The organism is Brevundimonas vesicularis NBRC 12165 (genome assembly GCF_001592205.1).
In the GTDB taxonomy this organism is placed as follows: Bacteria; Pseudomonadota; Alphaproteobacteria; order Caulobacterales; family Caulobacteraceae; genus Brevundimonas; species Brevundimonas vesicularis.
Window position 1 is genome coordinate 100,599 of the sequence record NZ_BCWM01000009.1, and the last position, 22,771, is coordinate 123,369.

Sequence of the window (22,771 nt, forward strand, 5' to 3'; positions counted from 1 at the left end):
ACGAAGCCTCATGGCGCGAATCCCCCCCGCGCCCTATCTTCGCCTGCTCATGCCCATCCGCCGCCTTTCCCCCGAAACCGTCAACCGCATCGCCGCCGGCGAGGTGGTCGAGCGGCCGGCCAGCGCCATCAAGGAACTGGTGGAGAACGCCCTGGACGCCGGCGGCCGCAATATCGAGATCCAGGCCGACGGCGGCGGCCTGTCGCGCATCCTGATCGCCGACGACGGAAAGGGCATTCCCAGGGCGGAACTGCCGCTGGCCATCGAACGCCACGCCACATCCAAGCTTGAGCCTGACGACGCCGGCGACGTGGACCTGCTGCGCATCCACACCCTGGGCTTCCGGGGCGAGGCTCTTCCCTCCATCGGCTCGGTCGCCCGCCTGTCGATCACCACCCGCTCGCGTGACGCGACCGACGCCTGGGCCATCACGGTCGAGGGCGGCGAGACCCGGCCCTTGGCCCCCGCCCCCTTCCCCGGCCCGCACGGCGCGCGGGTCGAGGTGCGCGACCTCTTCTACGCCACCCCCGCCCGGCTCAAGTTCATGAAGTCCGAGCGGTCCGAGGCCATGGCCATCTCCGAAGAGATCAAGCGCCAGGCCATGGCGCACGAGGCCGTCGCCTTCACCCTGTCGCTGGACGGCAAGGTCACCCTGCGCCTGCCCGCCGAACATCCGGGCGACGAAGGCCGTCTAAAGCGGCTGTCCGCCCTGCTGGGCCGCGACTTCGAGGCCAACGCCCTGTTGATCGATCAGGAGCGCGACGGCGTGCGCCTGTCGGGATACGCCGGCCTGCCCACCTATTCGCGCGGCAATGCGGCGCATCAGTATCTGTTCGTCAACGGCCGCCCGGTGAAGGACCGGCTGCTGCAAGGGGCCCTGCGCGGCGCCTACGCCGACTTCCTGGCGCGCGACCGGCATCCGGCCGCCGTCCTCTTCCTCGACATCGACCCACTCTATGTCGACGTCAACGTCCACCCGGCCAAGGCCGAGGTCCGGTTCCGCGATCCGGCGCTGGTGCGCGGGCTGATCGTCGGCGCCCTGCGGCACGCGCTCCACGCCGCCGGCCACCGCGCCAGCACGACCGTCGCCGCCGACGCCCTGTCCGGCTTCCAGCCCCACACCGGCGTCGCATCCGGCCCCGCCTACAGCCCCGGCGCCCCGTCGGCGCAAGGCTTCAGCGGCTGGACCGGCTGGTCCCAGCCCGCCGCCGCCGCCCAGATCCTGCCCGGCCTCAACGAACGCAGCGCCCGCGTCGAACCGTCATGGGACGGCCCCTCATGGCCGTCGCAACCCGCCCAAGACAGCGACCTCGCCACTCACCACTCGCCACTCGCCACTCAGCCGCACGACCCCCTCGACTACCCCCTGGGCGCCGCGCGGGGTCAGCTCCACGCCAACTATATCGTCGCCCAGACCCGCGATGGCCTGGTCATCGTCGATCAGCATGCGGCGCATGAACGGCTGGTCTATGAGCGGATGAAGGCCCAGATGGCCGAGGGGGCCGTGACCCGTCAGGCCTTGCTGACGCCCGAGGTGGTCGATCTGGACCCCGCCGAGGCCGAGCGCGTCGCGGGGCGGGCCGAGGAACTGGCCGAGATGGGCCTCATCGTCGAGGCCTTCGGCGCCGGCGCCGTCCTGGTGCGCGAGACCCCGGCCATGCTGGGCGACACGGACGTTCAGGGCCTGATCCGCGACATCGCCGACGATCTGTCCGAACACGGCCAGGCCCTGTCGCTCAAGGAACGCCTCGCCGCCATCTGCGGCACCATGGCCTGCCACGGCAGCGTCCGCTCAGGCCGCGTCCTCTCGGCGCCGGAGATGAACGCCCTGCTGCGCCAAATGGAAGCCACCCCCCACTCCGGCCAATGCAACCACGGCCGTCCGACCTATGTGGAGCTGAAGCTGCACGATCTGGAGAAGCTGTTCGGGCGGCGGTGAAGCGAATTTGGTTAAGAGAAGCGGGCTACCGCTTCCATGAGGTTGGCATAATTTGCAGGATGAGATAAATCGTGAGCGCTTTTATTGAAAATGTAATTGCTCAACGATCTGGCCACTCGGTTCCCACTATTAATGAGATGCATCATTTCATTTTGACTTGATCCGACTATTTTTGTTGCCTGAGTGAAATAAGATTCTGGACTCATTTCGTCATATTTATTGTCATAATCTTCAGAATAAAGAATATAATTCCAATTTGGAACAGGACCTACTGTCAGTTGCCTGGGGTTTAAGTGGAGCGATTTTGCAATCACGTGCGGCATTAGAACCGGCATAAACAGTTCATTGGGCGCAGTCACAGCAAGGCAAGTCTGAAGTATATCTCCGACAGAGAATGTTGAACTGGCATTGACGCCATACATTTCCATGTACCGGGCAATCATCCGCGAAGGATCGTCATGCCTTTCGACCTTGCCGCGCTCTTTAGTTTGCAAGCATTCAAGCCTAGAAGAGTCTAATGAAAGTTCGCGTGTAACATGGGCCACAAGCGGCTTAAGGTCAGGCATTCCCAATGTATACTGACGATCAATAAATCGACGAAGATATGACACTCCGTCAAATTCAGGTCCATACGCAGCCTTTATAGCTTTGGAGAGTTGGCTGGAATTCAACCCCAGAACAAAGACTATACCAGAAACATCGAAAAGATGCTTCAGCTCTTCAAGAAGTTTTATGGCGTAAGGCGGGCGGCACCGATCTAACTCATCAATTATAACAACTATTGGAGCGGTCAAATTTGTTTTGTCTATTGATCTTACAAGATCTTCTAAACTTATCTTAAGTTCGACTACAGCGCCTTGACCTGCCTTAAAATTTGCAATTTTTTCAGTCATCAATTTAGTCGATGACTTCTGCGTAATACCATCGACTAAACCGTCACCGATGATGTTACCCGCATCTTTCAGCGTATCTTCAAATTTTTCCGCGTCGTCAGGACTTACAACGTCAAATAATTCGTTAGACACAGATTCTGTAAGTGCGAGCGCTACAGCTTTTTTTACAATTCCTTTACCGACTATTTTCGCAATCGTTCCAACTTTTCCGGTAACGATCTCCATAGAGTTCGCAACCATTTGGTCTTTGGCGGTCAGCGGGCCTAATGCCTTTGAAAGCGTGGCAGCAATAGCGGTCAGTGGATCATCAGCTAAATCGTCAGCCCAAGCATCCACAAATGCCACCGGATGCTTCACGCTGAGATGCCGCGAAAGACGTTTTAGGAAGTATGATTTCCCTGTTCCATATTCTGCATCAACGGAGATTGTGAAGCCTTTGTGATCTTCGCGAAGGTTGGGACGACCAGCAATGCTCTCGATGTAAGCAGCCAGCATGGTCGCATCCTTCTGGCGAGAAAACAGATCGCCTGCCCAGATTTCAGCATAAGGATTGATCGGCAAGGAGTTAGAATCGGACATCCTTGAAGTGTGCAAATGCAAATTTTGGATTGCAATGCCCTAACGACTTAGTGGACCTTCAGATTACCCCATGCCCTCCATCCTCTTCGTCTGCCTCGGCAACATCTGTCGCTCGCCCCTCGCCGAGGCCGCTCTGCGCGCCGAGGCGGAGCGGCTCCGGCTCGACCTGATCGTCGATTCCGCCGGGACCGGGGACTGGCATGCGGGCGAGCCGCCGGACCCGAGGGCGCAGGCGACGGCGCGGCGGCATGGGGTCGAGATTTCGGGGTTGAAGGCGCGGCAGGTGACGCAGGCGGACTTTCGCCGCTTCACCCATGTGATCGCCCTGGACCACGAGAACCTGAAAAACCTGCGCCGTCTGCGGCCCGACGATGCGACCGCCGAGCTCAGCCTGCTGCTCGACCACGTCCCCGGCCGCGAGGGTCAGGCCGTCGCCGACCCCTATTTCGGCGACGACGACGGGTTCGAGATCACCTGGGCCGAGGTGACGGCGGCCGCACGCGGCCTGGTCGCCAAACTGTAACCCTCCCCTCTCCCGTTGGGAGACGGGCAGCTTCGCCTCACTCTGATGTCGGCGAAACCTTCAGGAACAGCACTCTGGCTGCGCCATAGTCGCGCGCGTCCAGACGCTGATAGCCAGGGGTGTCGATCTGCGGCTCGTCCGACCCGCGCTCGAACACCACCAGGGCGCCGGGCTTGAGCCAGTTTCCCTCGATCAGCCGCGCCAGCGTCTGCTCCCCCAGTCCCTTGCCGTAGGGCGGGTCCAGAAACGCCAGGTCGAACGCCTCGGCGATCGGACCGGGCCGCACGCCCAGGTCCGTCGCGCTCCTGCGATGCACCCGCGTGCGTCCCATCAGCCCATAGGCGTCGGCGTTCTCGCGGATCGCGCCCCGCGCCCCGTCGTCCGTCTCGACGAACAGGCAGAAGCCCGCCCCCCGGCTGATTGCCTCGAACCCCAGGGCGCCCGAGCCGGCGTACAGGTCGATGACCCGCAAGCCTTGCAGGCTCTCGCCCCAGGCAGCGTGTTCCAGCACGTTGAACACAGCCTGGCGCGCGCGGTCCGAGGTCGGGCGCGTGCCGTGCCCCTCCGGCGCGACGATGGCCCGGCCCTTCAGGCTTCCGGCGACGATCCGCATCAGGCGGCTCCGCCAAAGCACCGACCGACCCAGACCCGGCCGGCGATCAGCAGCCCCAACGCCAGCGCCGTCGCGGCCGCCAGCAGCCCGACGCCCCGCGCCATCAGGAAGAAGCTCAGCGCGCAGGCCAGTCCCGGCATCAGGGCATGGGTCACGATCACCGTGGCGCGCACCGCCCAATGCGGTCGCGGCCGGATCGCGTCGGTCACGAAGGCGGCCCAGCCATAGGCGCCGGCGTGCATCACGCCGACCAGCGCCACCAGGCTCAGATAGATCCAGGCTCCCTCGCCGTCGCGCGGCTGTTCGTAGAGCAGGGTCGTGGCGAACGGCATCAGCACCACCCCGGCCAAGGCCAGCATGTTGAAGATCATGACCCCGTTGCTGAAACCAACCATGCGGGCGAACACTCGCCGGTGCGTGTTCCAGAAGACGCCGATGATGGCGAAGCTCAGCGCAAAGGCGGTGAACATCGGCCACCGCTCGGCCCACAGGCTGGCCCACTGTCCGTTCCAGCCTTCTGGCACATGCAGTTCGATGGCCAGCAGGGTGATGGCGATGGCGAACACCCCGTCCGAAAACAGCAGCAGCCGTTCCAGGCTGTGATCGCCCTTCGCCGGGCTCAGGTCCGCTGTCGTCGTCATCGCCATTCCCCCTGTCGCAACCCTTGTCGTCAATCCTGCGGCGGCGCGAACTGCGCCCACAACTCATCCGTCGTCAGGCGCGGCCGTTCGCCCGCCAGCGCATAGGTCGCCGGCTTGCTCTCGATGCAGAACTCGTCCTCAAGGGCGAAGACCGACGGATCGTCGAACGCCTGGGCCGAAACCATGGTGATCGCCCCGTCGTTGGATCGCCAGAACAGGCCCGTCCCGCAGGCGGGACAGAACTGCCGCGTCGCCCATTCGGACGACACATAGGTCGCCACCTCGCCCGTGACCTCCACGCTGTCGCCGCAATCGACGCTGAACAGGATGCCGCCCGACTGCCGCCGACAGGTCGAGCAGTGGCAGGCGTGCATCCCGCCGTTCGGCGTCGCGGTGAAGGTGACGGCGCCGCACAGGCAGCGCCCTGTCGAGATCGTCATTGCTCAGTCCCCGGCGGCGATCCTCAGCGGGGCGTGCGCGGCTTGCCGCCTGGCCCGCGTCCGCTCGTTCCAGACGGACCGGCCGGCTTGCCGCCGCCGCCCGTGCGAGGCTTGAAGTCGCGGCCGCCGGTCGGCTTTCCGCCGGGACCGCCTGCGCGGGGGCCGGAACCGGCGCGTCCCGCCGGCTTGGCGCCGGGCTTGCCGCGCCGGTCGTCGATGAACTGGTCGTCGCGCGGCTTGAAGGCGCGCTTGGGCCGGTCGCCATCCTCACGCGCCGGGCGGTCGCCGGCGGGCGCGGTGCGTTCGCGCGGCTTGAAGCTCTTGGAATGCTCGAACCTAGGCGCGGCCTTGGCCCAGCCTTCCTTCTTGGGCGGACGCTCGCGGCGTTCCACCGCATCGGCCTGGGCCGTCTCGGCGGCGCGGACGCGGCTGGGCTTGCGCGACGGGTCCGACATGGCCGAACCCGACCGGCCCTTGACGATGGGCGTCGAGACCCGACGGCCGGGGATGGGCGCGGGCGTTTCGACCGTATTGCCGGTCGGCAGGTTCTCGGGCCGGATGTAGTCGGCCAGCAGCTCGCGGATCACGCGCGGCCCGACCTCTTCCACCGACCCGACCGGCAGCACGTCCAGGCGGAACGGGCCGTAGGCCAGGCGGATCAGCCGATTGACCGTCAGGCCGACAGACTCCAGCACCTTCCTGACTTCGCGGTTCTTGCCCTCGGTGATCGACACCGAGATCCACAGGTTCGCCGGCGCCTTGCCGTCCTCGGACTTGGACTCCTTGGCCTTGTCCAGCTTGGCCTCGATGGGACCATAAGAGACGCCGTCCACGACCACGCCGTCCTTCAGCGCGTCCAACTGCTCCTGGGTGATCTTGCCCCGCGCCCGCGCCCGGTACTGACGCACAAGCGAGGTCGATGGCAGCTCCAGCGCCCGGCTCAGCTCGCCATCGTTGGTCAGCAGAAGCAGGCCTTCGGTCGCCAGGTCGAGCCGTCCGACCGAAATCACGCGCGGCAGACCGGCCGGCAGGGCGTCGAACACCGTCGGTCGTCCCGTCGGATCGCTGTGGCTGGTCAAAAGGCCCGCCGGCTTGTGATAGCGCCAGACGCGCGTCGCCTGGGTCGAACCGATCGGCTTGCCGTCCACGGTGATCACGTCGTCGCGCGTCACCAGGGTCGCGGGCGTGTCCAGGATGCGGCCGTTGACCGCCACCTTGCCCAGACCGATCAGCCGTTCGACCTCGCGGCGCGAGGCGATGCCGGCGCGGGCCATGGTCTTGGCGATTCGCTCGGCGCGCAGAGGCGTGTCCGTCGTCTTGGACTTGCCGTCCTTGCCGCCCCCTTCGCTGCGCGGCTTGTCGGTGCGGGGCCGGTCGCTGCGGGGCTTGTCGCTGCGGGGGCGGTCGGCCTTGTCGCCGAACCGCTTGGCGCCGTCTTCGCGAGGGCCGCGCGGCTTGTCGCCGAATGATCTCGTCCCGTCGCCGCTCTTGCGGGGACCGGAGGATTTAAAGAGCCGGGGCGACCGTTCGTCTTGACGGGCGCGGGGCTTCTTGTCGTTGTCGTCTGTATGGCGGACCATGATGAGCGGTTCATGCGCATGGCGCTGGACCAAGCGCAAGCGGCGGCGGACGCAGGAGAGGTGCCCGTAGGCGCAATTCTTGTCGATCCTGCTTCAGGTGAGGTAATTTCGACCGGCGCCAATGGTCCGATTGCGGCCCACGACCCCACCGCCCATGCCGAGATCGTCGCCATGCGGCGCGCGGCGACGGCGCTGGACAACTATCGCCTGACCGGCCTGACCCTCTATGTGACGCTGGAGCCCTGCGCCATGTGCGCCGGGGCCATCAGCCACGCCCGCATCGGCCGCGTGGTCTGGGCCGCCGACGATCCCAAGGGCGGCGCCGTCATCCACGGCCCGCGTCTGTTCGAACAACCCACCTGCCACTGGCGCCCGACTACGGACTCAGGCCTTCTGGCGGACGAGGCGTCGTCGCTGCTCAAATCCTTCTTCCGTCAAAGACGGGGAACGGCGACAGGCGGCGCACGTTAGAACGCCGCGAAAAGCTGCGCCGTTGGGCGGGGCCGTGGAGGGAAAAGACCTTGTTCAAGCCGGATCTGCCGCAGTCGATCGTGTTCAGCGGCCTAGCCGCCTTGGCCCTCCTCACCGCCTGCGGCGCCGATCCCGACAAGGCTCCGCGCACCGGCGACGAGGTCAAGGAACGCGCCATCCAGGCCCAGACCGCCCGCCAGCGCACCGGCGCCGAAATCCAAGACCGCACCCTGAACCGCGTCGTCCACACCGTCTATCTGTGCGACAACGGCGAGCGCCTGTCGGTCGATTTCGACAACCCGCGCCAGATGGCCACAATCCGCAATTCGTCCGGTGAGGCCATCGACCTGTATCAGGAACGCGCCGCCGACGGCATCTGGTACCGCGCCTCCAACGTCGAACTGCGCGGCAAGGGCGTCCTCGCCACCTGGTCCGTCGAAGGTCGCCAGCCGACGGAATGCCGCGCGGTCGACTAAGCCAAGGCCCCTAACCGTCGGTCCAGCGCCCGGCGCACCTCGGGCCAGTCGTCGTCAATGACGGCGAACATGGCGGTGTCGCGCGCCCGGCCGGTCCAGGTTGATTTTGTGCTTCCTCAGCACGCCCTCGGCCTTGGCGCCCAGCTTCAGGATCGCGGCCTGGCTCTGGGCGTTGACGGCGTCAGTGATGATCTCGACCCGCACCGCGCCCGCGTCGAAGGCATGCCCCATCAACAGCCGTTTGCAGGCCGGGTTGATCGCCCCGCCCCGGGCCTCGGGCCGATAGAAGGTCGAGCCGATCTCGCAGCGGCGATAGGCGGGGTTGATCTCATACAGGCTCGTCGTCCCGACCACCGCCCCGTCCGAGGGCCGCCGCACCGCATAGGCGATCCGCGTCTGCGCCTGCATCGCCGCCAGCGCAGCCTTCCACCACGCCTCGAAATGATCGCCATAGGCGGGCGCCACCATGATCTCCCAGGCGTCGGGATCGCAATCCAGAGCCGCGCGGACCTCGGCTTTCAACCCGTCCTCGAACGGCTCCAGCCGCACGAACCGATCCTCCAGCGGCCCCATGCCGATTCGCATCACGCGGTCGCGCCTTCCTCGATCAGGAAGGCCCGCACCTTGGCCGCATCCACGCCCTTGGCGACGAAGGCCTGGCCGATGCCGCGCGCCAGGATCAGGGTCAGCGCCCCGCCCTCGGCCTTCTTGTCTCCCGCCATCAAGGCCAGCAGACGATCGGCTGCAAATGATCCCGCCTGATCCAGCCGCGTCGGCAGTCTAGCCGCCGCGACCACCGTCTCGACCCGCGCCACGTCGTCCGCCGAACACAGGTCCTCACCCGCCGAATAGCGGAAGGCCATGCAGCAGCCGAGCGCCACCGCCTCGCCGTGCGCCAGCGCGCCTTCGTCGAAGCCGACCTCGGTCTCGATCGCATGGCCGAAGGTGTGACCCAGGTTCAGCAGGGCGCGTCGCCCCGCCTCCTTCTCGTCCTCGCCGACCACCGCGCTCTTGATCTCCACCGAGCGGATCACCGCCCGTTCCAGCGCCGCCGGATCGCCCCTGGCGCCCGCAGCCCCCTCGCCTGCCAGCCAGTCGATGAAGGCCGCGTCGCAGATCAGCCCGTGCTTCAGCACCTCGGCCCAGCCGGACCTTACCTGGCGTTCCGGCAGCGTGGCCAGCACGTCGATATCCGCCAGCACCAGACGCGGCTGATGAAAGGCGCCGACCAAGTTCTTTCCGCGCGGCGTGTCGATGGCCGTCTTGCCGCCGACGGACGAGTCGACCTGGGCCAGCAAAGTCGTCGGAATCTGCACGAAATCGATGCCGCGCATGAACAGGGCCGCCGCCAGGCCGGCCAGATCGCCGACGACCCCGCCGCCCAAGGCGATCACCACATCCTTGCGGTCCAGCCCGATCTCCAGCAGCCGGTCCAGCACGCGCTCCAGCTCGGCGAAGGACTTGGAGCCCTCGCCTGCCGGCACCGCCACGATCTCGCTGGTCACGCCCGCCGCCGTCAGCGACGCGGTCAGGGCCTGGGCGTGGATGCCCGCAACCGTCTCGTCAGTGACGATGACCGTCCGCCCCTTGGCCAGCGGCGCGATGTGTGCGCCGGCCTGCGCCAGCAACCCGCGTCCCACCACGACGTCATAGGCTGCAAAGGCCCCGCCGCTGACCGGAATGATCGTCATTGCGGGGTCTCCGTGCGTCGTCTCTGGCGCCAGTGTCGGCGCAGATTCTTGTGAATGGCGTCCACGGCCTGGCCGTGCGAGCCCTGCCCGACGTCCACAGTCACATCGGCTTCGCCGTAAATGGGATAGCGGGCTTCGGCCAGGCCGGTCAGCACCTCCAGCGGATCCTTGCCGCGCAGCAGGGGCCGCGTGTCGCGCCGCGCCACCCGCTCCGCGATGACCGCCAGATCGGCCCTCAGCCAGACGGTGTCGGCCTTGGCCTTCAACAGCGCCCGCGTCTCCGGGTTCATCATCGCCCCGCCGCCGGTCGCCAGCACGATGGGCGGGCCCTCCAACAGGCGGCGGATCACCCGCGCCTCGCCCGCGCGGAACTCGGCCTCGCCCAGGGCGGCGAAGATTTCGGACACCGTCATCCCGGCCGCCGATTCGATCTCCACATCCCCATCCGCAAACGGCAGCCGCAGCCGATTGGCCAGCCGACGCCCGACCGACGATTTGCCCACCCCCATCAGGCCGACCAGGGCTATGGTGCGGGTCGGACCCGGATTCGCGCGCCGCCTCATCCGGCGGCTCCGGCGGAACGGTCGGTCGAGAGGAAGGCGAAGGCGGCGGCGCGGGCAGGCATGATCCAGAAAACCTCTACACCAAGCCTGACCTTGCGCCAGTCGTTCAGGCTGCGGATCGCCGCATGACGCCCCAGATCGAGGCCTTTCTGGAGATGATGGCGGTCGAACGCGACGCCTCGCCCCATACGCTGTCCGCCTATGGCCGCGATCTGGCGGACGCGGAGATGGCGTTGTCGGACGCCGGCGGATTGATGAAGGCCGACGCCGAAGCGGTCGAGGCCTGGTTCGCGGACCTGTCGCGGCGCGGCCTGTCGGCGGCCACCGCAGCCCGTCGCCGCTCGTCCACGCGCCAGTTCTACCGCTTCGCCCTGGCCGAGGGGTGGCGCACCGGCGACCCTTCGCGCCGCCTCGACGCCCCCAAACAGGGCCGGTCCCTGCCCAAGGTGTTGAGCCGCGCCGAGATCGACGCCCTGCTGGCCGCCTCGACCGCACGCGACGCGGCGGCGGGCCTGCGCCTGGTCGCTCTGGTCGAGATGGCCTACGCCTCCGGCCTGCGGGTGTCCGAACTGTTGGGGCTCAAAGTCGAGGCCGTTCGGCGCGACCCCGCCTATCTGATCGTGCGCGGCAAGGGCGGCAAGGAACGGCTCGCGCCCCTCAACGCCGCCGCCCGCGAAGCGATCAAGGCATGGCTCGTCGCGCGCGACGCGAAGCTCAAGGGCAAAGATGGGCGAAAGCCTGAGGCGCTCGAAAGTCCCTGGCTGTTCCCCTCTTCCGGCCGCACCGGCCACCTGACCCCGCGCCGTTTCGCCCAACTGCTGGACGAGGCCGCGATCACGGCCGGCATCGACACGGCCCGCGTCAGCCCCCACGTCCTGCGCCACGCCTTCGCCACCCATCTGCTGGAAGGCGGCGCCGACCTGCGCGTCGTCCAGACCCTGCTAGGCCACGTCGATATCGCCACGACCCAGATCTACACCCACGTCGCCACCGATCGCCTGGCCCAGGTCGTCCAACAAAACCACCCCTTGGCGCGCGACGACTGACAGCGCATATTCCGGCCATGGCTGAAGAGTTCTACGTCAAGGCGATCTGGGATCCCGAGGCAGGGGTCTGGTGCAGCGAGTCGAACATTGTTGGGTTGGTGCTGGAAACGGCGACGCTCGGAGAGTTCGAGAACCTCGCGCGCCATTTCGCGCCTGAGCTTCTGGCGGAAAATCTCGGAATCCACGGCGAAGTTCCCGTTCGCTTTGAAGCAGTGGGCGGGTTTGACGTCATCGCGGCATAGATACTTGGCTATTCGAACCGCCCCGCGCTGTAGGCCAAATGGTGGTCTGATAAGACCTAGCCACTGAGGTCGCAGACACAAAATGCCCAAGGACTTCTACCCCGAACTGACCGCCCTCCTCTCCGCCGCCGGCTGGCGTCGTGTCGTCAACGCCAAGGGCAGTCACGAAAAATGGCGACACCCGAACCAGCCGCACGCCGTCATCGTGCCGCGCTCGAAGAGCCGCCACACCGCCAACACCGTCCTCAAACAGGCCGGTTTGCCCAAAGCGTTCTGAACCCCCGCTTGCCCGGCGGCGTTGACCTCTCTAGGTTCGCGCGCCTTCCCCAAGGGCGCTTTGCCCGTTTGCAGTTCCCGGACGCCTTGATGGCCACGCACTATCTCGACTTCGAAAAGCCGATCGCCGATCTGGAAGCCAAGATCGACGAGCTGTCGCTGCTGGCCGACACCTCGGGCGACATCGACCATGAGATCGAGGGCCTGCGCAAAAAGGCCGAGCAGCTGCGCAAGAAGACTTACGCCGGCCTCGACCCCTGGATGAAGACCCAGGTCGCGCGCCATCCGCAGCGCCCGCACTTCATCGATTACGTCCAGAGCCTGTTCACCGACTGGAACGAAATGCACGGCGACCGTCAGTTCGGCGACGACCAAGCCATCCTGGGCGGTCTGGCCCGGTTCCGCGGCCGACCCGTCGTCATCATGGGCCACGAAAAGGGCCACGACACCGCGACCCGCATCACCCACAACTTCGGCATGGCCCGGCCCGAGGGCTATCGCAAGGCGGTGCGCCTGATGGACATGGCCGAACAGTTCGGCCTGCCGGTCCTCAGCTTCATCGACACCGCCGGCGCCTATCCGGGCCTGGGCGCCGAGGAGCGCGGCCAGGCCGAGGCCATCGCCCGCTCGACCGAGCGTTGCCTGACCCTGCGCGTGCCCTCCATCGCCACCATCACTGGCGAAGGCGGCTCGGGCGGCGCCATCGCCATCGCGGCGGCCAGCCGCGTGCTGATGCTGGAACACTCGATCTATTCGGTCATCTCGCCCGAGGGCGCCGCCGGCATCCTGTGGCGCGACGGCGCGCGGGCCAAGGATGCGGCCATGGCGATGAAGATCACCGGCCCGGACCTGATGCAGCTGAAGATCGTTGATCGCCTGATCGAAGAGCCTGTCGGCGGCGCCCATACCGATCGCGACGCGGCCATGGCCAATGTAGGCGACGTGCTGGCCGAAGAGCTGAAGGGCTTCGACGGCCTGACGCCCCAGCAGATCAAGAAGCGCCGCGCGGATCGCTTTTACGCCATCGGCGCCCTCTGACGCCTGGCCGCTTTAGCCGACCAGCGTTAACGCAGCATCCACCCTCGTCTGCCAAGCTCGGCGCTTCGTTCAGGGGCATCGGGGTTTGCGACCGGCCATGAGTTCAGCGGCGCGACAGACTGGGGCCTTTGCGCCATGAGCGGCGGCGAGTCCCTGCGTGAAAGCGCCGTCTTCAACCTGGCCGGCGCGATCACGATGATCGTCGACGATTCGCCGTTTTCGCTGACCCTGACGTCCAACGCCCTGACCGGTTTCGGCATCCGCCCGACCTATGCGTGCGGCACGGGCATGGAAGCCAAGAAGCTGCTGACCGACAAACCCGTCGATCTGCTGGTCGTCGACACCGACATGCCCGACATCGACGGGTTCGAACTGGTGCGCTGGCTGCGCCGCTCCGGCCCCAATCCCAACGCCTTCACCCCCGTCATCATGACCGCCAGCCACATTCGTCGCGGGCGCGTCGCCGAGGCGCGGGACTGCGGCGCCAACTTCGTCGTCACCAAGCCCTTCAGCCCGGCGCTTCTGCTGGAGCGCATCCTGTGGGTGGCGCGCGACAGCCGGCCCTTCCTGGAGGTCGGCGACTATCTGGGCCCGGATCGCCGGTTCCGACACACCGGCTATGAAGGCGTGGAACGCCGCGCCGACATGATTCGCAAGGCGAAGGGGATGGAGAGTCTGGCCCTATGACCGTCATCACCCACACTCAGCGCAAGTCTCGCCTGGCAGAGATGCTGGATCGCCCCGGCGGTGTCAGCGTCGGGGTCGCCCTGGCCCAGGCCCGCGCCAATCTGGACGGACTTCAGGATCAGGCCCGCGCCATCATCGGCGACAATATCGCGGCCCTGCTGGCCAAGCCCGATCCGAACCTGATCGAGCCCATGCGGCTGGATCTGGCCTATTCCGCCTCAAGCCAGATCATCGATGCGGCCAGCCCGTTCGAGATGGACGACCTGTGCACGGCGGCCAAGGGCCTATGCGACCTGCTGGACGCCGCGCCGCGTCAGGGCGGTTTCGACTGGCGCATCGCCACGGTCCATGCCCAGGCGATGAAGCTGTTGCTGGCGCTGCCGCCGCAAGAGCAGGCCGCGAGGACCGCCATCCTGACGAACCTGCATGAGGTTCTACGAAAGAAGCTGCCGGCCGCCGATCAGTCAGCCATCTGAGGCGTCTTGCCGCCGCGCGTCTGTTTGCGCCACAGCGCCGCATATTCCCCGCCTTGTCGAGCCACCAGTTCGTGGTGCCCGCCGCGTTCGACGATCCGCCCGGCCTTCAGCACCAGAATCTGGTCCGCGTCCGCCACGGTCGACAGCCGGTGTGCGACAACCAGGGTCGTGCGGCCGTTCCTGGCCTTGCGCAGGGTCTTCTGGATCGCCGCCTCGGTCCGGCTGTCCAGGGCGCTGGTGGCCTCGTCCAGGATCAGGATGCACGGGTCGGCCAACAGGGCTCGGGCGATGCCCACCCGCTGGCGTTCGCCGCCCGACAGCTTCAGACCCCGTTCGCCGACCTTGGTCTGCATCCCGTCCGGCAAGCCGCAAATGAAGTCGGCCAGTTCCGCCGCCTCCGCAGCCGCCCACACCTGCGCCTCATCCGCCTCGGGCCGGGCGAAGGCGATGTTGGCGGCCAGGGTGTCGTTGAACAGCGCCACATCCTGAGGCACCAGCGCCACCGCTGATCGCAGCGAGGCCTGGGTCACCTCACGCGCGTCATGGCCGTCGATCAGCACGCGCCCTTCCTGCGGATCGAGCAGACGCAGCGCCAGTTTGACAATGGTGGACTTGCCCGCGCCCGAGGGCCCGACCAGCGCCGTCGTGGTGCCAGGCGCAGCGTAGAAGCTGACTTCCTCCAGCCCATTGGCCCGCGCGTCGTGGCGGAAGCCGACGGCCTCGAACGCGACCGACGCGCCGCGCGCATCGACCGGCCGCGGCAGGGCGACGGCGTTCGGCGCATCGGCGACCTGCGGCGTCTGTCGCGTCACCTTCAGCATCTCCTCCATGTCGATGAAGGACTGACGGATTTCCCGATAGGCGAAGCCTAGGATGTTCAGCGGCGCATACAGCGAGATCATGATCAGCACCGCCGCCGTCACGTCGCCCGGTCCCATCCGCCCGGCCGCCGCCTCGAACCCGGCCATCACCGCCATGACGCCCAGCCCCAGGTTCATCACCAGGGCCTGCATCCCGTTCAGCATGTTCAGCGAACTGTTGGCCTTCAGCGACGCCTCGGCATAGTCGCCCAGCGCCCGGTCATAGGTCTGAGCCGCGCGCGTCTCGGCGCCGAACGACTTGACCGTCTCATAGTTCAGCAGGGCGTCAACCGAGACGCCAGCGGCCTCGGAATCGGCCGCATTCATGATCCGGCGATGCTCCAGCCGCCAGTTGGACATGGCGAAGGTGGCGGCGGTGTAGATGACGACCACGAGCACCGCGACGGCGGCGAAGCGCCAGTCGTATTTGGCGCCCAGCACCCCGGCCGCCAGCACCAGCTCCACCCCGGTCGGAACCAGATTGAAGGCCAGGATGCGCAGCAGAAAGTCGACCGCGCGCGATCCCCGGTCCATGGTCCGCGACAGGGCGCCCGAGCGTTTGGTCTGGTGGAAGTCCAGCGACAGGCTCAGCGCATGAGCGAACGCCTCGGCCGCCGTCGCGCGCTGGGCGGCGGCGCGCACCGGCGCGAACACCACGTCGGAGATCAGGGGCGAGGCCGCCGAAAGGAACCGCACGACGGTCCAGCCGATGGCGAAGGCCGCAAAGCCCAGGCCGACGGCGGTCGCCGCACCCTGCCCCGCCGCCAGACGGTTGACCGCCGCGCCCAGCACCAGCGGCGCCATGACGCCCAGCCCCTTGCCCGCCAGCGTCAGAAGGATGGCCGAGATCAGCCGCAGTTTCAGGTGCGGCGCGCCCGATCGGGCCACCAGCCGCGCAAGGTCCGCCAACGCCGTCAGCGTCGGGGGTCCGTCCGTCTTGTCCTGTGGGCTCCCCGCTTGCTGCGCCTTGACCATCGGGTCACGCCTGCCGCCGGAGCGTTCGCCTCGTATCGCCATGATCCGCATATGGAAAGCCAATGCGACCGGGGAAAGGCCACGCTGGCGCGCGAACGGGGATTAGTCGCTCAGCCCAGACCGGCGACCGCCTCGATCAACTCGTCCACAGCCGCTTCCTGCGTCGCCCACGAACAGACGAAGCGCACCGAGCCGTCATCGAAGGCGTAGCAGGCCCAGCCCATTTCGTTCAGGCGGGCATGCGCCTCTGGCGGCATCCGCACGAAGACGGCGTTCGCCTCCACCGGATGGGCCAGGACGAAGGGCGACCGGCCCGCAATTCCCGCCGCCAGGCGCTGCGCCATGAGATTGGCGTGGGCGCCGCCCGATTCCCAATCGCCGCTTTCCAGCAAGCCCAGCATCGGACCCGACAGCAGCCGGGTCTTGGATGACGTCTGGCCCGCCTGCTTGAGCCGATTGTCCAGTCGCCGCGCCAGGTTCTTGTCGAACAGCACGATCGCCTCGGCGCAGTTGGCGCCAGCCTTGGCCCCGCCGAACACCAGCACGTCCACGCCCAGGCGCGGAATGTCCTTCAAATCGAAACCGGCGGCGACCGCATTGGTCAGGCGCGCTCCGTCCATGTGAACGCCATAGCCGAGCGCCTTGGCCGGTTCGATCAGGTGGCGCAGTTCTTCCTCAGTATAAACCGAGCCATATTCCGTGGCCTGGGTCAGCGACAGGGCGGCGGGCGGCTGACGATGCCCGACTTCGGGTTCGCCCAGTTGCGCCTGCAGGGCCAATGGATCGATCTTGCCCGAGAATCCCGGCAGCCCGATCAGGCCGACGCCGTGACCGAAGAAGCCCGGCGCCCCCGTCTCGTCGGTGCAGATGTGCGCCGCATGGTGCGCCAGCACCGCCTCATAGGGTTGGGCCAGCATCGACAGGGCGATGGCGTTGGCCGCCGTCCCACTGAATACAAAACGCACCTCGGCGTCCGCATCCAGACGCTGGCGAATCTGGTCGGCGGCGCGGGCGGTGACCTCGTCTGCGCCATAGGCGCGGGCGAACCCCTTGTTGGCGCGCACTAGGCCTTCGATGGCGCTCAGCGCCATGCCGGCGGTGTTGTCGGAGCCGAAATCGTAACGCATCAACGGTTCGTCGCCTTTAAATCGGCAGTATCGTCATCGACCGTGCGGACGCGCACGACCGGGACCACATCCTCATCGCCATAGGGCACGGCGACCTGATGCGGGAACGGAATCTCGATCCCGGCGGCGTCCAGCGCCTCCTTGCCGCCCTGCATCAGATCGGCCTGGGTCTGCCACCAGTCGCCGACCTTGACCCAGGCGTGCAGAGTCACCTGCACCGAGCTGTCCAGTAGGCCCGTCACGCCGGTCCAGGGATGGGGATCGTGCAGCACCTTGTCGTGTGCGGCGGCCATATCCGCCAGCACGCAACGCGCCTGGTTCAGATCGTCGCCGTAGCCGACCGTGAAGTTGATCTCGATCCGGCGCGTCTGCTGGCCGGTCAGATTGGTCAGCGGGTCGCTCAGGACCTTGGAGTTCGGAATGACGATCTTGTGGTTATTGGCGTTGGAAAGTTGGGTCGTGAACAGGTCCAGTCGCTGCACCGTGCCGCTCATCCCACCGACATCGACGACGTCGCCGACGCGGTAGGGCCGCAGCACCAGCAGCATGATTCCCGACGCCACGTTCGACAACGTGCCCTGCAACGCCAGACCTACTGCCAAGGACGCCGCGCCCAGCACGGCGATGATCGAGGTCGTCTGAACGCCCAGGCGCTGGAGCACGGCGATCATGCCGATGATGAAGACCACCACCCGCACGACCTGGACCGCGAAGCTCAGGACCGTCGGATCGTGGCGGAATCCCTTGACCCTCGACAGCGTATTGCGCGCCCCGCGCGCCGCCCATTTCGCCGCAAAGACGGTGAGGACGAAGATCAGGATGGCGATCGTCAGGTTGATCGCGAAATCACCTGCCATGTCGGTCAGCTTGGCGATCACGGCGGCATCGATCGAAACGGCCTTACGGCCCGCGGCCACCGCGTCGGCGACTTCGTTGGAAATAGGCAGAGACATGAGGTCGGGTCTAACGCCTGACGCGACGATTGGAACCCCCGAAAGCCCGATTTCAGGCCTTTGCGATCCGCCCGCCGCCGCTTTCGATCGCGTCCAGCAGGTCCATTACGTCGTCGATGGTGTTGGCCTCTCGCGCCGGCTTGTCCCAGCGAATGCGGCTGACGCGCGGGAAGCGCATGGCCACGCCCGACTTGTGCCGGGTCGAGCGATTCAGTCCCTCGAAGGCGATCTCCAGCACCAGGCCGAAGTCCCGCTCGGCCCGCACCGACCGCACCGGCCCGAACCGGTCGATGGTGTGATCGCGCACGAACTTGTCGAGCTGTTTCAACTCCTCGTCGGTGAAGCCGAAATAGGCCTTGCCCACCGGCGTCAGCGCGCCTTCCGGCGTCCAGACGCCGAAGGTGTAGTCGGAATAGAAGCTGGAGCGCTTGCCGTGCCCGCGCTGGGCGTACATCAGGACGGCGTCGATGACGTGCGGGTCGCGCTTCCACTTGAACCACGGTCCCTTGGGTCGCCCCGCCAGATAGGGGCTGTCCCAGCGTTTCAGCATCAGCCCCTCGGCCGCCGCCCCAACCGGCGGATCGGCTCGCAACCGCGCCAACTGATCCCAATCGGCATAATCGACCACTGGCGACAGATGCAGTCGCTCGCCGGTATGACCATTGACCAGGGCCTCCAGGCGCGCCCGACGCTCGCGCAGCGGCAGGCTGCGCAGATCCTCGCCGTCCTGGGCCAGCAGGTCATAGGCGACGACCGCAGCCGGAAAGGCCTGCATCGCCTTGGCGTCCACCGACTTGCGATTCAGCCGCTGCTGAAGGTCCCCGAACGGCGCGACCGCCCCGTCGCGCCAGACGATCAGCTCGCCATCGATCGCGCCTTCGAACGCCAGTGCCTCCATCACGTCGGGAAAGGCGGCCGAAATCTCGTCGCCGGTGCGCGAATAGAGCTTGCGGACCTCGCCCTCCAGCACCGCCTGAACCCGAATGCCGTCCCACTTCCATTCGGCCGCATAGTCAACCGGCGACAATTTGGGCAGATCGACCGCTTCATCGATGGCGACCGCCAGCATGACGGGCCGGAACCGGCCGGGCGCGGCCGGGCTGGGCCGCTCCGCCCTGCCCTCCAGCCAGGCGAACAGGTCTGCGTAGGGCGGCTCGACCGCGTGCCAGACCTCCTCGATGGCCGAGGCGTCCAACGCCTCCAGCGTCATCTGCGCCTCGTCGCCCTCCGGCGAAGGCGGCGCCATCACCGCGTCCGGGCGCATCATGGCCGCCGCCGTCTTGGCCAGCCGCGCCGACAGCCCCACGCGCAAGGCCCCGGTCATCAGCTTCAGCAGCGCCCAGCGCCCTTTCGGCTCCAGCGCATCGAGCCAGCCTTCCAGAAGACCGCGCACCTCCGTCCGCGTCGCGGTCCTCAGCGCCTCGACGACCTCGGCCAATTCGGGCTCGCGGTTTGGCCGATGGTCCGGGGTCACGGGCCAGATCAGGGCCACCGTCTCCGCCAGATCCCCCACATAGTCGTAGGACCAGCCGAACAGCACGCTGTCGACCCGCCCCTCGACCGCCTTTCGGATCATGGCCGGCTTGGCCGCGTCGAACGTCAGGTCCCCGGTCAGGGCCGCCAGCGCCCATCCCCGGTCCGGATCGGGCGTCGCTCTCAGATAGTCGCGCACCAGCACCAGCTTCGCATTGCGCGAAGCCGTCAGGGACAGGCGGTCCAGTAGCTCGGCGAAGGCGCGCATCGTCATCCATCTTGGGCGCCGGAAGCGTCGCCGTCCTCTTCAGAACGAAAAACGCCCCGGAGGTTTCCCTCCGGAGCGCATCTCACATCCTCAGCAGATCAGTTGAACAGTCCGGCGATCACGGCGGTGATCAGGCCGCCCGCGACGGCGGCGAGCACCACGTCATTACCGCTGCGGACGTATTGGTAGCCACGGGGCGGCGCACGCAGACCATAGCGGTTGTAGTCGTTCACCACATAGGCGTTGGTCCGGTAGTAGGACGGCATCCGCTGACCATAGCTCCAGGTCCGAACCGCATAGCCGCGCGGCGGGACATAGCGCGGGGCGTTGTAACGACGTTCCGCACGCTGCCAGCGCTCATAGGCGCGTCGCTGCTCGCGATAGTCGCGACGATCCTCACGAAGCTCGCGGCGGTAGTCGCGGCGATCCTGGCGATAGTCCCGACGATCGTAGTGGTCAGGACCCGGACCGTGGCGTGCGGCAGGACCATGCAGACCGTGGGGCGGCATGGGCTGGGCCGACGCTGCGCCAGCAGCGCCCAGCGCGCCGGCGGCCATGACCGAAGCGATTGCGGTGGTCAGGATCTTTTTCATGATCGTGTCTCCATCTGCGCCGAAGACCATCGGCTTGGATGCAGTTATGGAGCACGGCGACTGAGGCGCACCTGAACCGGCGTCATCGGCCGAGGTTCATGTCGGGAACACAGGATCGCCGCAATCAGGCGGCGACGGAGGCCTCTGACGACGGAAGCGCCATCTGCGCGACCGCGTCGCGACCGCCGCTGACGCGACCCATCAGGGCGGCCAGGGCGCCGAAATCGATCGGCTTGTTCAAATAGGCGTCGGCGCCGGCCTGAAGCCCGGCCTCATGATCCTCATGACGCGCCGAGGCGGACAGGACCACAATGGGGGTGCCGGCGTTCTGGCCGCCTTCGCGGATCATGCGTGTCGCGGTCAGTCCGTCCATCACCGGCATGTTCACATCCATGATGATCAGGTCGAACGGCTGGTCCTTGGCGATATCGACCGCGACCTGGCCGTTCTCGGCCGTCGAAGTGACGTGGCTGGCCGAGCTCATCCAGGCCTCCAGGATCATGCGGTTCACCGGGTGATCCTCGACCACCAGGACGCGCAGCGATTCGCCGCCCTCGATCTCGGCATGAACCTCGGCCGCCGCGACGGGCTTGGCCCATTCCACGACCTCGGCCTCGATTTCCAAGGTGAAGCACGAGCCCTCGGCGAGCTTGGACGTCACGGTGATGTCGCCGCCCATGATGTTGGCCATGCGTCGCGCAATGGTCAGGCCCAGACCCGTCCCGCCAAAGCGCCGCGTCGACGAGGTGTCGACCTGGGTGAAGGGCATGAACAGCCGCTCCAGATCGGCCGCCGCAATCCCTGCGCCGCTGTCCTGGACCACGAATTCAAACCGCACGCGCTGATCCGACACGCGGTGTCCGCGCACGAGATAGTGGATCTCGCCGGCTTCGGTGAACTTGACCGCATTGGACAACAGGTTCTGCACCACCTGGCAGACGCGCAGCGGATCGCCGCGCACCACCGTCGGGATGTCGCCTTCCACGGTCGTGACGAACGTCAAGCCCTTGGCTTCGGCCTGGGCCTCGAAGGGGCCGGTGATGCGCTTGTTCAGACCGTCGACGGCGACATCGACGACCTCGAAGTTCATCTTGCCGGCCTCGATCTTGGTCATGTCGAGGATGTCGTTCAGCAGCGACAACAGATTGTCGCCGGAGTTGCGGATGATCGACAGATATTCGCGCTGCGTCGTCTCCAGTCGTGTCGCGCTGAGCAGTTGGGCCGCGCCCAGCACGCCGTTCATGGGAGTGCGCAGTTCGTGCGAGATCACGCCCAGGAAGTTCGACTTGGCGTCATTGGCGGCGTTGGCCTTGTCGCGGGCCGCTTCCAGCTCCTCGATCAGATGCGCCTGGTGCGACTGGAAGGCCCGGATGCGGTCTTCGCGCAGCAGGGTCATGGTCACCAGCACGAACAGACCCGCTGCTGTGAACGGCAGGACCGCCAGCATCGACCAAAACTCGGTTGTGCCCCACAGACTGAACAGAATGATGGTGGCGGCTGCGCCATAGGGCGAGGAGATGATCAGGGCCTGACGCGGCGAGCTGCGAAGCTGAGCGAAGACCAGCACATAGCCGGAAATTAGCAGGGCGATCGCCAGGGGCCGTCCGAATTCGGCGGGCGAGAACCACGCCATCAGAGGCGCAATGGCCCAGGCGCCGGTCGTCACCGTAGCCACGATCGGAAAGATCACGCCCCAGTTGGTGCCGACGCGATGGCTCAGACGATGTTCGACCAGTCCCCGCAGCGACCCAGCCGCCAGGGTGCCGCCGAACCAAAGGAGCGCCGGCCATAGGCCCACCGTGCCCAGCAGTCCCACGGCCCAGGACGTGATGATCATGTAGCGAAGATACTGGGTCTGCAGAATGGCCGTCAGGGCCTGGGCTGCGTCGCCGGCGCGTTGATCGCCTTCGAGCGCCCTCGCGACGCCATCGGATTCCACCATAAGCCCAGATCCCCACGTTCTGTTTGGTCGAATGACGCTAAGACGAAGGTTCTAAGACGATGTGAACGCAGTTCTCTCGCTCAACTCGCCTCCTCCGGGGTCAGCGCCTTGATCGAAAGAGCGTGGACCGGTCCGGCCATCTCGTCCTTCAGCAGGGCGTTGACCGCGCGCTGTCGCGCCAGCCGCGATTGCCCCTGGAAAGCAGCGGACACGATCACCAGATTGAAGTGGCTTTCTCCGCCAGGCTTGGCGTCCATTCCGCCTTCATGATGATGTCCGGCGTGGCGCCAGCTGTCGTCTTCGACCTCCAGGCGCAAGGGCGACAGCCCTGCCGTCAGTTTTGCACGAATAATCGTCGCCACCGGGCCTTCAGACATGATCGATTCCTTGATGCTGTCCCAATCGC

General features: G+C 66.5%; 25 protein-coding genes. 10 read left to right on the forward strand and 15 right to left on the reverse strand.

All coding sequences use genetic code 11. From position 1 onward, the window contains the following. Positions 1-49 precede the first annotated feature (49 nt). The gene (gene mutL, locus BVE01S_RS08850) at positions 50-1,939 is read left to right on the forward strand and encodes a DNA mismatch repair endonuclease MutL (RefSeq protein WP_066626730.1); all 1,890 of its coding nucleotides are present in this window, start codon (positions 50-52) and stop codon (positions 1,937-1,939) included. An 11-nt stretch (positions 1,940-1,950) separates the two neighbouring features. On the opposite strand, the gene BVE01S_RS16555 is transcribed toward mutL, so the two are convergent. Further along, the gene (locus tag BVE01S_RS16555; RefSeq protein WP_084375361.1) at positions 1,951-3,411 is read right to left on the reverse strand and encodes a KAP family P-loop NTPase fold protein; all 1,461 of its coding nucleotides are present in this window, start codon (positions 3,409-3,411) and stop codon (positions 1,951-1,953) included. Between the two features lie 70 nt (positions 3,412-3,481). Here BVE01S_RS16555 and BVE01S_RS08855 point away from each other — a divergent pair, with 70 nt between their 5' ends. Next, positions 3,482-3,934: a low molecular weight protein-tyrosine-phosphatase gene (locus tag BVE01S_RS08855; RefSeq protein WP_066626623.1), complete on the forward strand. Its 453-nt coding sequence runs from the start codon at positions 3,482-3,484 to the stop codon at positions 3,932-3,934. Positions 3,935-3,971: 37 nt separating this feature from the next. Here BVE01S_RS08855 and rsmD read toward each other — a convergent pair whose 3' ends face one another. From rsmD to BVE01S_RS08875, 4 genes are read right to left on the reverse strand one after another with little or no spacing between them, the layout of a single operon-like run. After that, positions 3,972-4,547 (reverse strand): 16S rRNA (guanine(966)-N(2))-methyltransferase RsmD, encoded by a 576-nt coding sequence (rsmD, locus tag BVE01S_RS08860; RefSeq protein WP_066626625.1) that lies wholly within the window; start codon positions 4,545-4,547, stop codon positions 3,972-3,974. Further along, the gene (locus tag BVE01S_RS08865) at positions 4,547-5,188 is read right to left on the reverse strand and encodes a TMEM175 family protein (protein ID WP_167544754.1); all 642 of its coding nucleotides are present in this window, start codon (positions 5,186-5,188) and stop codon (positions 4,547-4,549) included. Before BVE01S_RS08865 ends, rsmD begins: the two co-directional genes overlap by 1 nt. Before the next feature lie 29 nt (positions 5,189-5,217). After that, complete coding sequence (locus BVE01S_RS08870; RefSeq protein ID WP_240612106.1) at positions 5,218-5,628, reverse strand: GFA family protein; 411 nt, start codon at positions 5,626-5,628, stop codon at positions 5,218-5,220. A gap of 23 nt (positions 5,629-5,651) precedes the next feature. Beyond that, positions 5,652-7,208: a pseudouridine synthase gene (locus BVE01S_RS08875; protein ID WP_066626628.1), complete on the reverse strand. Its 1,557-nt coding sequence runs from the start codon at positions 7,206-7,208 to the stop codon at positions 5,652-5,654. A 12-nt stretch (positions 7,209-7,220) separates the two neighbouring features. Between BVE01S_RS08875 and tadA the strand changes: the two genes are divergently transcribed. Both tadA and BVE01S_RS08885 read left to right on the forward strand, forming a co-directional pair. Continuing rightward, positions 7,221-7,679, forward strand: coding sequence for a tRNA adenosine(34) deaminase TadA (tadA, locus tag BVE01S_RS08880; protein ID WP_066626629.1), 459 nt, complete (start codon positions 7,221-7,223; stop codon positions 7,677-7,679). 50 nt (positions 7,680-7,729) lie between these two features. Further along, entirely contained in the window at positions 7,730-8,155 is a 426-nt protein-coding gene (locus tag BVE01S_RS08885) for an MliC family protein (protein WP_082464998.1), read from the forward strand. A 54-nt stretch (positions 8,156-8,209) separates the two neighbouring features. Here BVE01S_RS08885 and BVE01S_RS08890 read toward each other — a convergent pair whose 3' ends face one another. From BVE01S_RS08890 to BVE01S_RS08900, 3 genes are read right to left on the reverse strand one after another with little or no spacing between them, the layout of a single operon-like run. Beyond that, a complete protein-coding gene (locus BVE01S_RS08890) occupies positions 8,210-8,740 on the reverse strand; it encodes a GNAT family N-acetyltransferase (protein WP_306301764.1) in 531 nt (176 codons plus the stop codon). Then, a complete protein-coding gene (aroB, locus tag BVE01S_RS08895; protein WP_066626631.1) occupies positions 8,740-9,846 on the reverse strand; it encodes a 3-dehydroquinate synthase in 1,107 nt (368 codons plus the stop codon). Before aroB ends, BVE01S_RS08890 begins: the two co-directional genes overlap by 1 nt. After that, positions 9,843-10,409, reverse strand: a complete 567-nt coding sequence (locus BVE01S_RS08900; RefSeq protein ID WP_066626636.1) for a shikimate kinase — start codon at positions 10,407-10,409, stop codon at positions 9,843-9,845. The genes aroB and BVE01S_RS08900 overlap by 4 nt, the downstream gene beginning before the upstream one ends. A gap of 125 nt (positions 10,410-10,534) precedes the next feature. Here BVE01S_RS08900 and BVE01S_RS08905 point away from each other — a divergent pair, with 125 nt between their 5' ends. The 6 genes from BVE01S_RS08905 to BVE01S_RS08930 all read left to right on the forward strand — a co-directional run bounded on the left by BVE01S_RS08905 (position 10,535) and on the right by BVE01S_RS08930 (position 14,174). Then, positions 10,535-11,455, forward strand: a complete 921-nt coding sequence (locus tag BVE01S_RS08905; protein WP_066626638.1) for a site-specific tyrosine recombinase XerD — start codon at positions 10,535-10,537, stop codon at positions 11,453-11,455. Positions 11,456-11,472: 17 nt separating this feature from the next. Then, positions 11,473-11,697 carry a DUF1902 domain-containing protein gene (locus BVE01S_RS08910; protein ID WP_066551253.1) on the forward strand — a complete coding sequence of 75 codons (225 nt, stop codon included), beginning with the start codon at positions 11,473-11,475 and terminating at the stop codon, positions 11,695-11,697. Between the two features lie 82 nt (positions 11,698-11,779). Beyond that, entirely contained in the window at positions 11,780-11,974 is a 195-nt protein-coding gene (locus tag BVE01S_RS08915) for a type II toxin-antitoxin system HicA family toxin (RefSeq protein WP_066551252.1), read from the forward strand. An 89-nt stretch (positions 11,975-12,063) separates the two neighbouring features. Next, a complete protein-coding gene (locus BVE01S_RS08920) occupies positions 12,064-13,011 on the forward strand; it encodes an acetyl-CoA carboxylase carboxyltransferase subunit alpha (RefSeq protein ID WP_066626734.1) in 948 nt (315 codons plus the stop codon). Between the two features lie 135 nt (positions 13,012-13,146). Next, on the forward strand, positions 13,147-13,698 hold the full coding sequence (locus tag BVE01S_RS08925) for a response regulator (protein ID WP_039247653.1): 552 nt from the start codon (positions 13,147-13,149) through the stop codon (positions 13,696-13,698). Beyond that, positions 13,695-14,174, forward strand: coding sequence for a chemotaxis protein CheE (locus BVE01S_RS08930; RefSeq protein WP_066626640.1), 480 nt, complete (start codon positions 13,695-13,697; stop codon positions 14,172-14,174). Before BVE01S_RS08925 ends, BVE01S_RS08930 begins: the two co-directional genes overlap by 4 nt. Here BVE01S_RS08930 and BVE01S_RS08935 read toward each other — a convergent pair. From BVE01S_RS08935 to BVE01S_RS08965, 7 genes are all read right to left on the reverse strand, one after another. Continuing rightward, on the reverse strand, positions 14,159-16,009 hold the full coding sequence (locus BVE01S_RS08935) for an ABCB family ABC transporter ATP-binding protein/permease (RefSeq protein ID WP_066626642.1): 1,851 nt from the start codon (positions 16,007-16,009) through the stop codon (positions 14,159-14,161). The two genes, BVE01S_RS08930 and BVE01S_RS08935, sit on opposite strands and share 16 nt — an antisense overlap. Before the next feature lie 110 nt (positions 16,010-16,119). After that, complete coding sequence (locus BVE01S_RS08940; protein ID WP_066626650.1) at positions 16,120-17,136, reverse strand: threonine aldolase family protein; 1,017 nt, start codon at positions 17,134-17,136, stop codon at positions 16,120-16,122. Further along, entirely contained in the window at positions 17,136-18,089 is a 954-nt protein-coding gene (locus BVE01S_RS08945; protein WP_066626658.1) for a mechanosensitive ion channel family protein, read from the reverse strand. The genes BVE01S_RS08940 and BVE01S_RS08945 overlap by 1 nt, the downstream gene beginning before the upstream one ends. Before the next feature lie 52 nt (positions 18,090-18,141). Continuing rightward, complete coding sequence (locus BVE01S_RS08950; protein ID WP_066626660.1) at positions 18,142-19,830, reverse strand: cisplatin damage response ATP-dependent DNA ligase; 1,689 nt, start codon at positions 19,828-19,830, stop codon at positions 18,142-18,144. Between the two features lie 98 nt (positions 19,831-19,928). Continuing rightward, the gene (locus BVE01S_RS08955; protein ID WP_066626738.1) at positions 19,929-20,423 is read right to left on the reverse strand and encodes an RcnB family protein; all 495 of its coding nucleotides are present in this window, start codon (positions 20,421-20,423) and stop codon (positions 19,929-19,931) included. A gap of 124 nt (positions 20,424-20,547) precedes the next feature. Further along, positions 20,548-22,365: a response regulator gene (locus BVE01S_RS08960; RefSeq protein ID WP_066626662.1), complete on the reverse strand. Its 1,818-nt coding sequence runs from the start codon at positions 22,363-22,365 to the stop codon at positions 20,548-20,550. An 80-nt stretch (positions 22,366-22,445) separates the two neighbouring features. After that, positions 22,446-22,742 (reverse strand): BolA family protein, encoded by a 297-nt coding sequence (locus BVE01S_RS08965; protein WP_055804669.1) that lies wholly within the window; start codon positions 22,740-22,742, stop codon positions 22,446-22,448. Positions 22,743-22,771 lie beyond the last annotated feature (29 nt).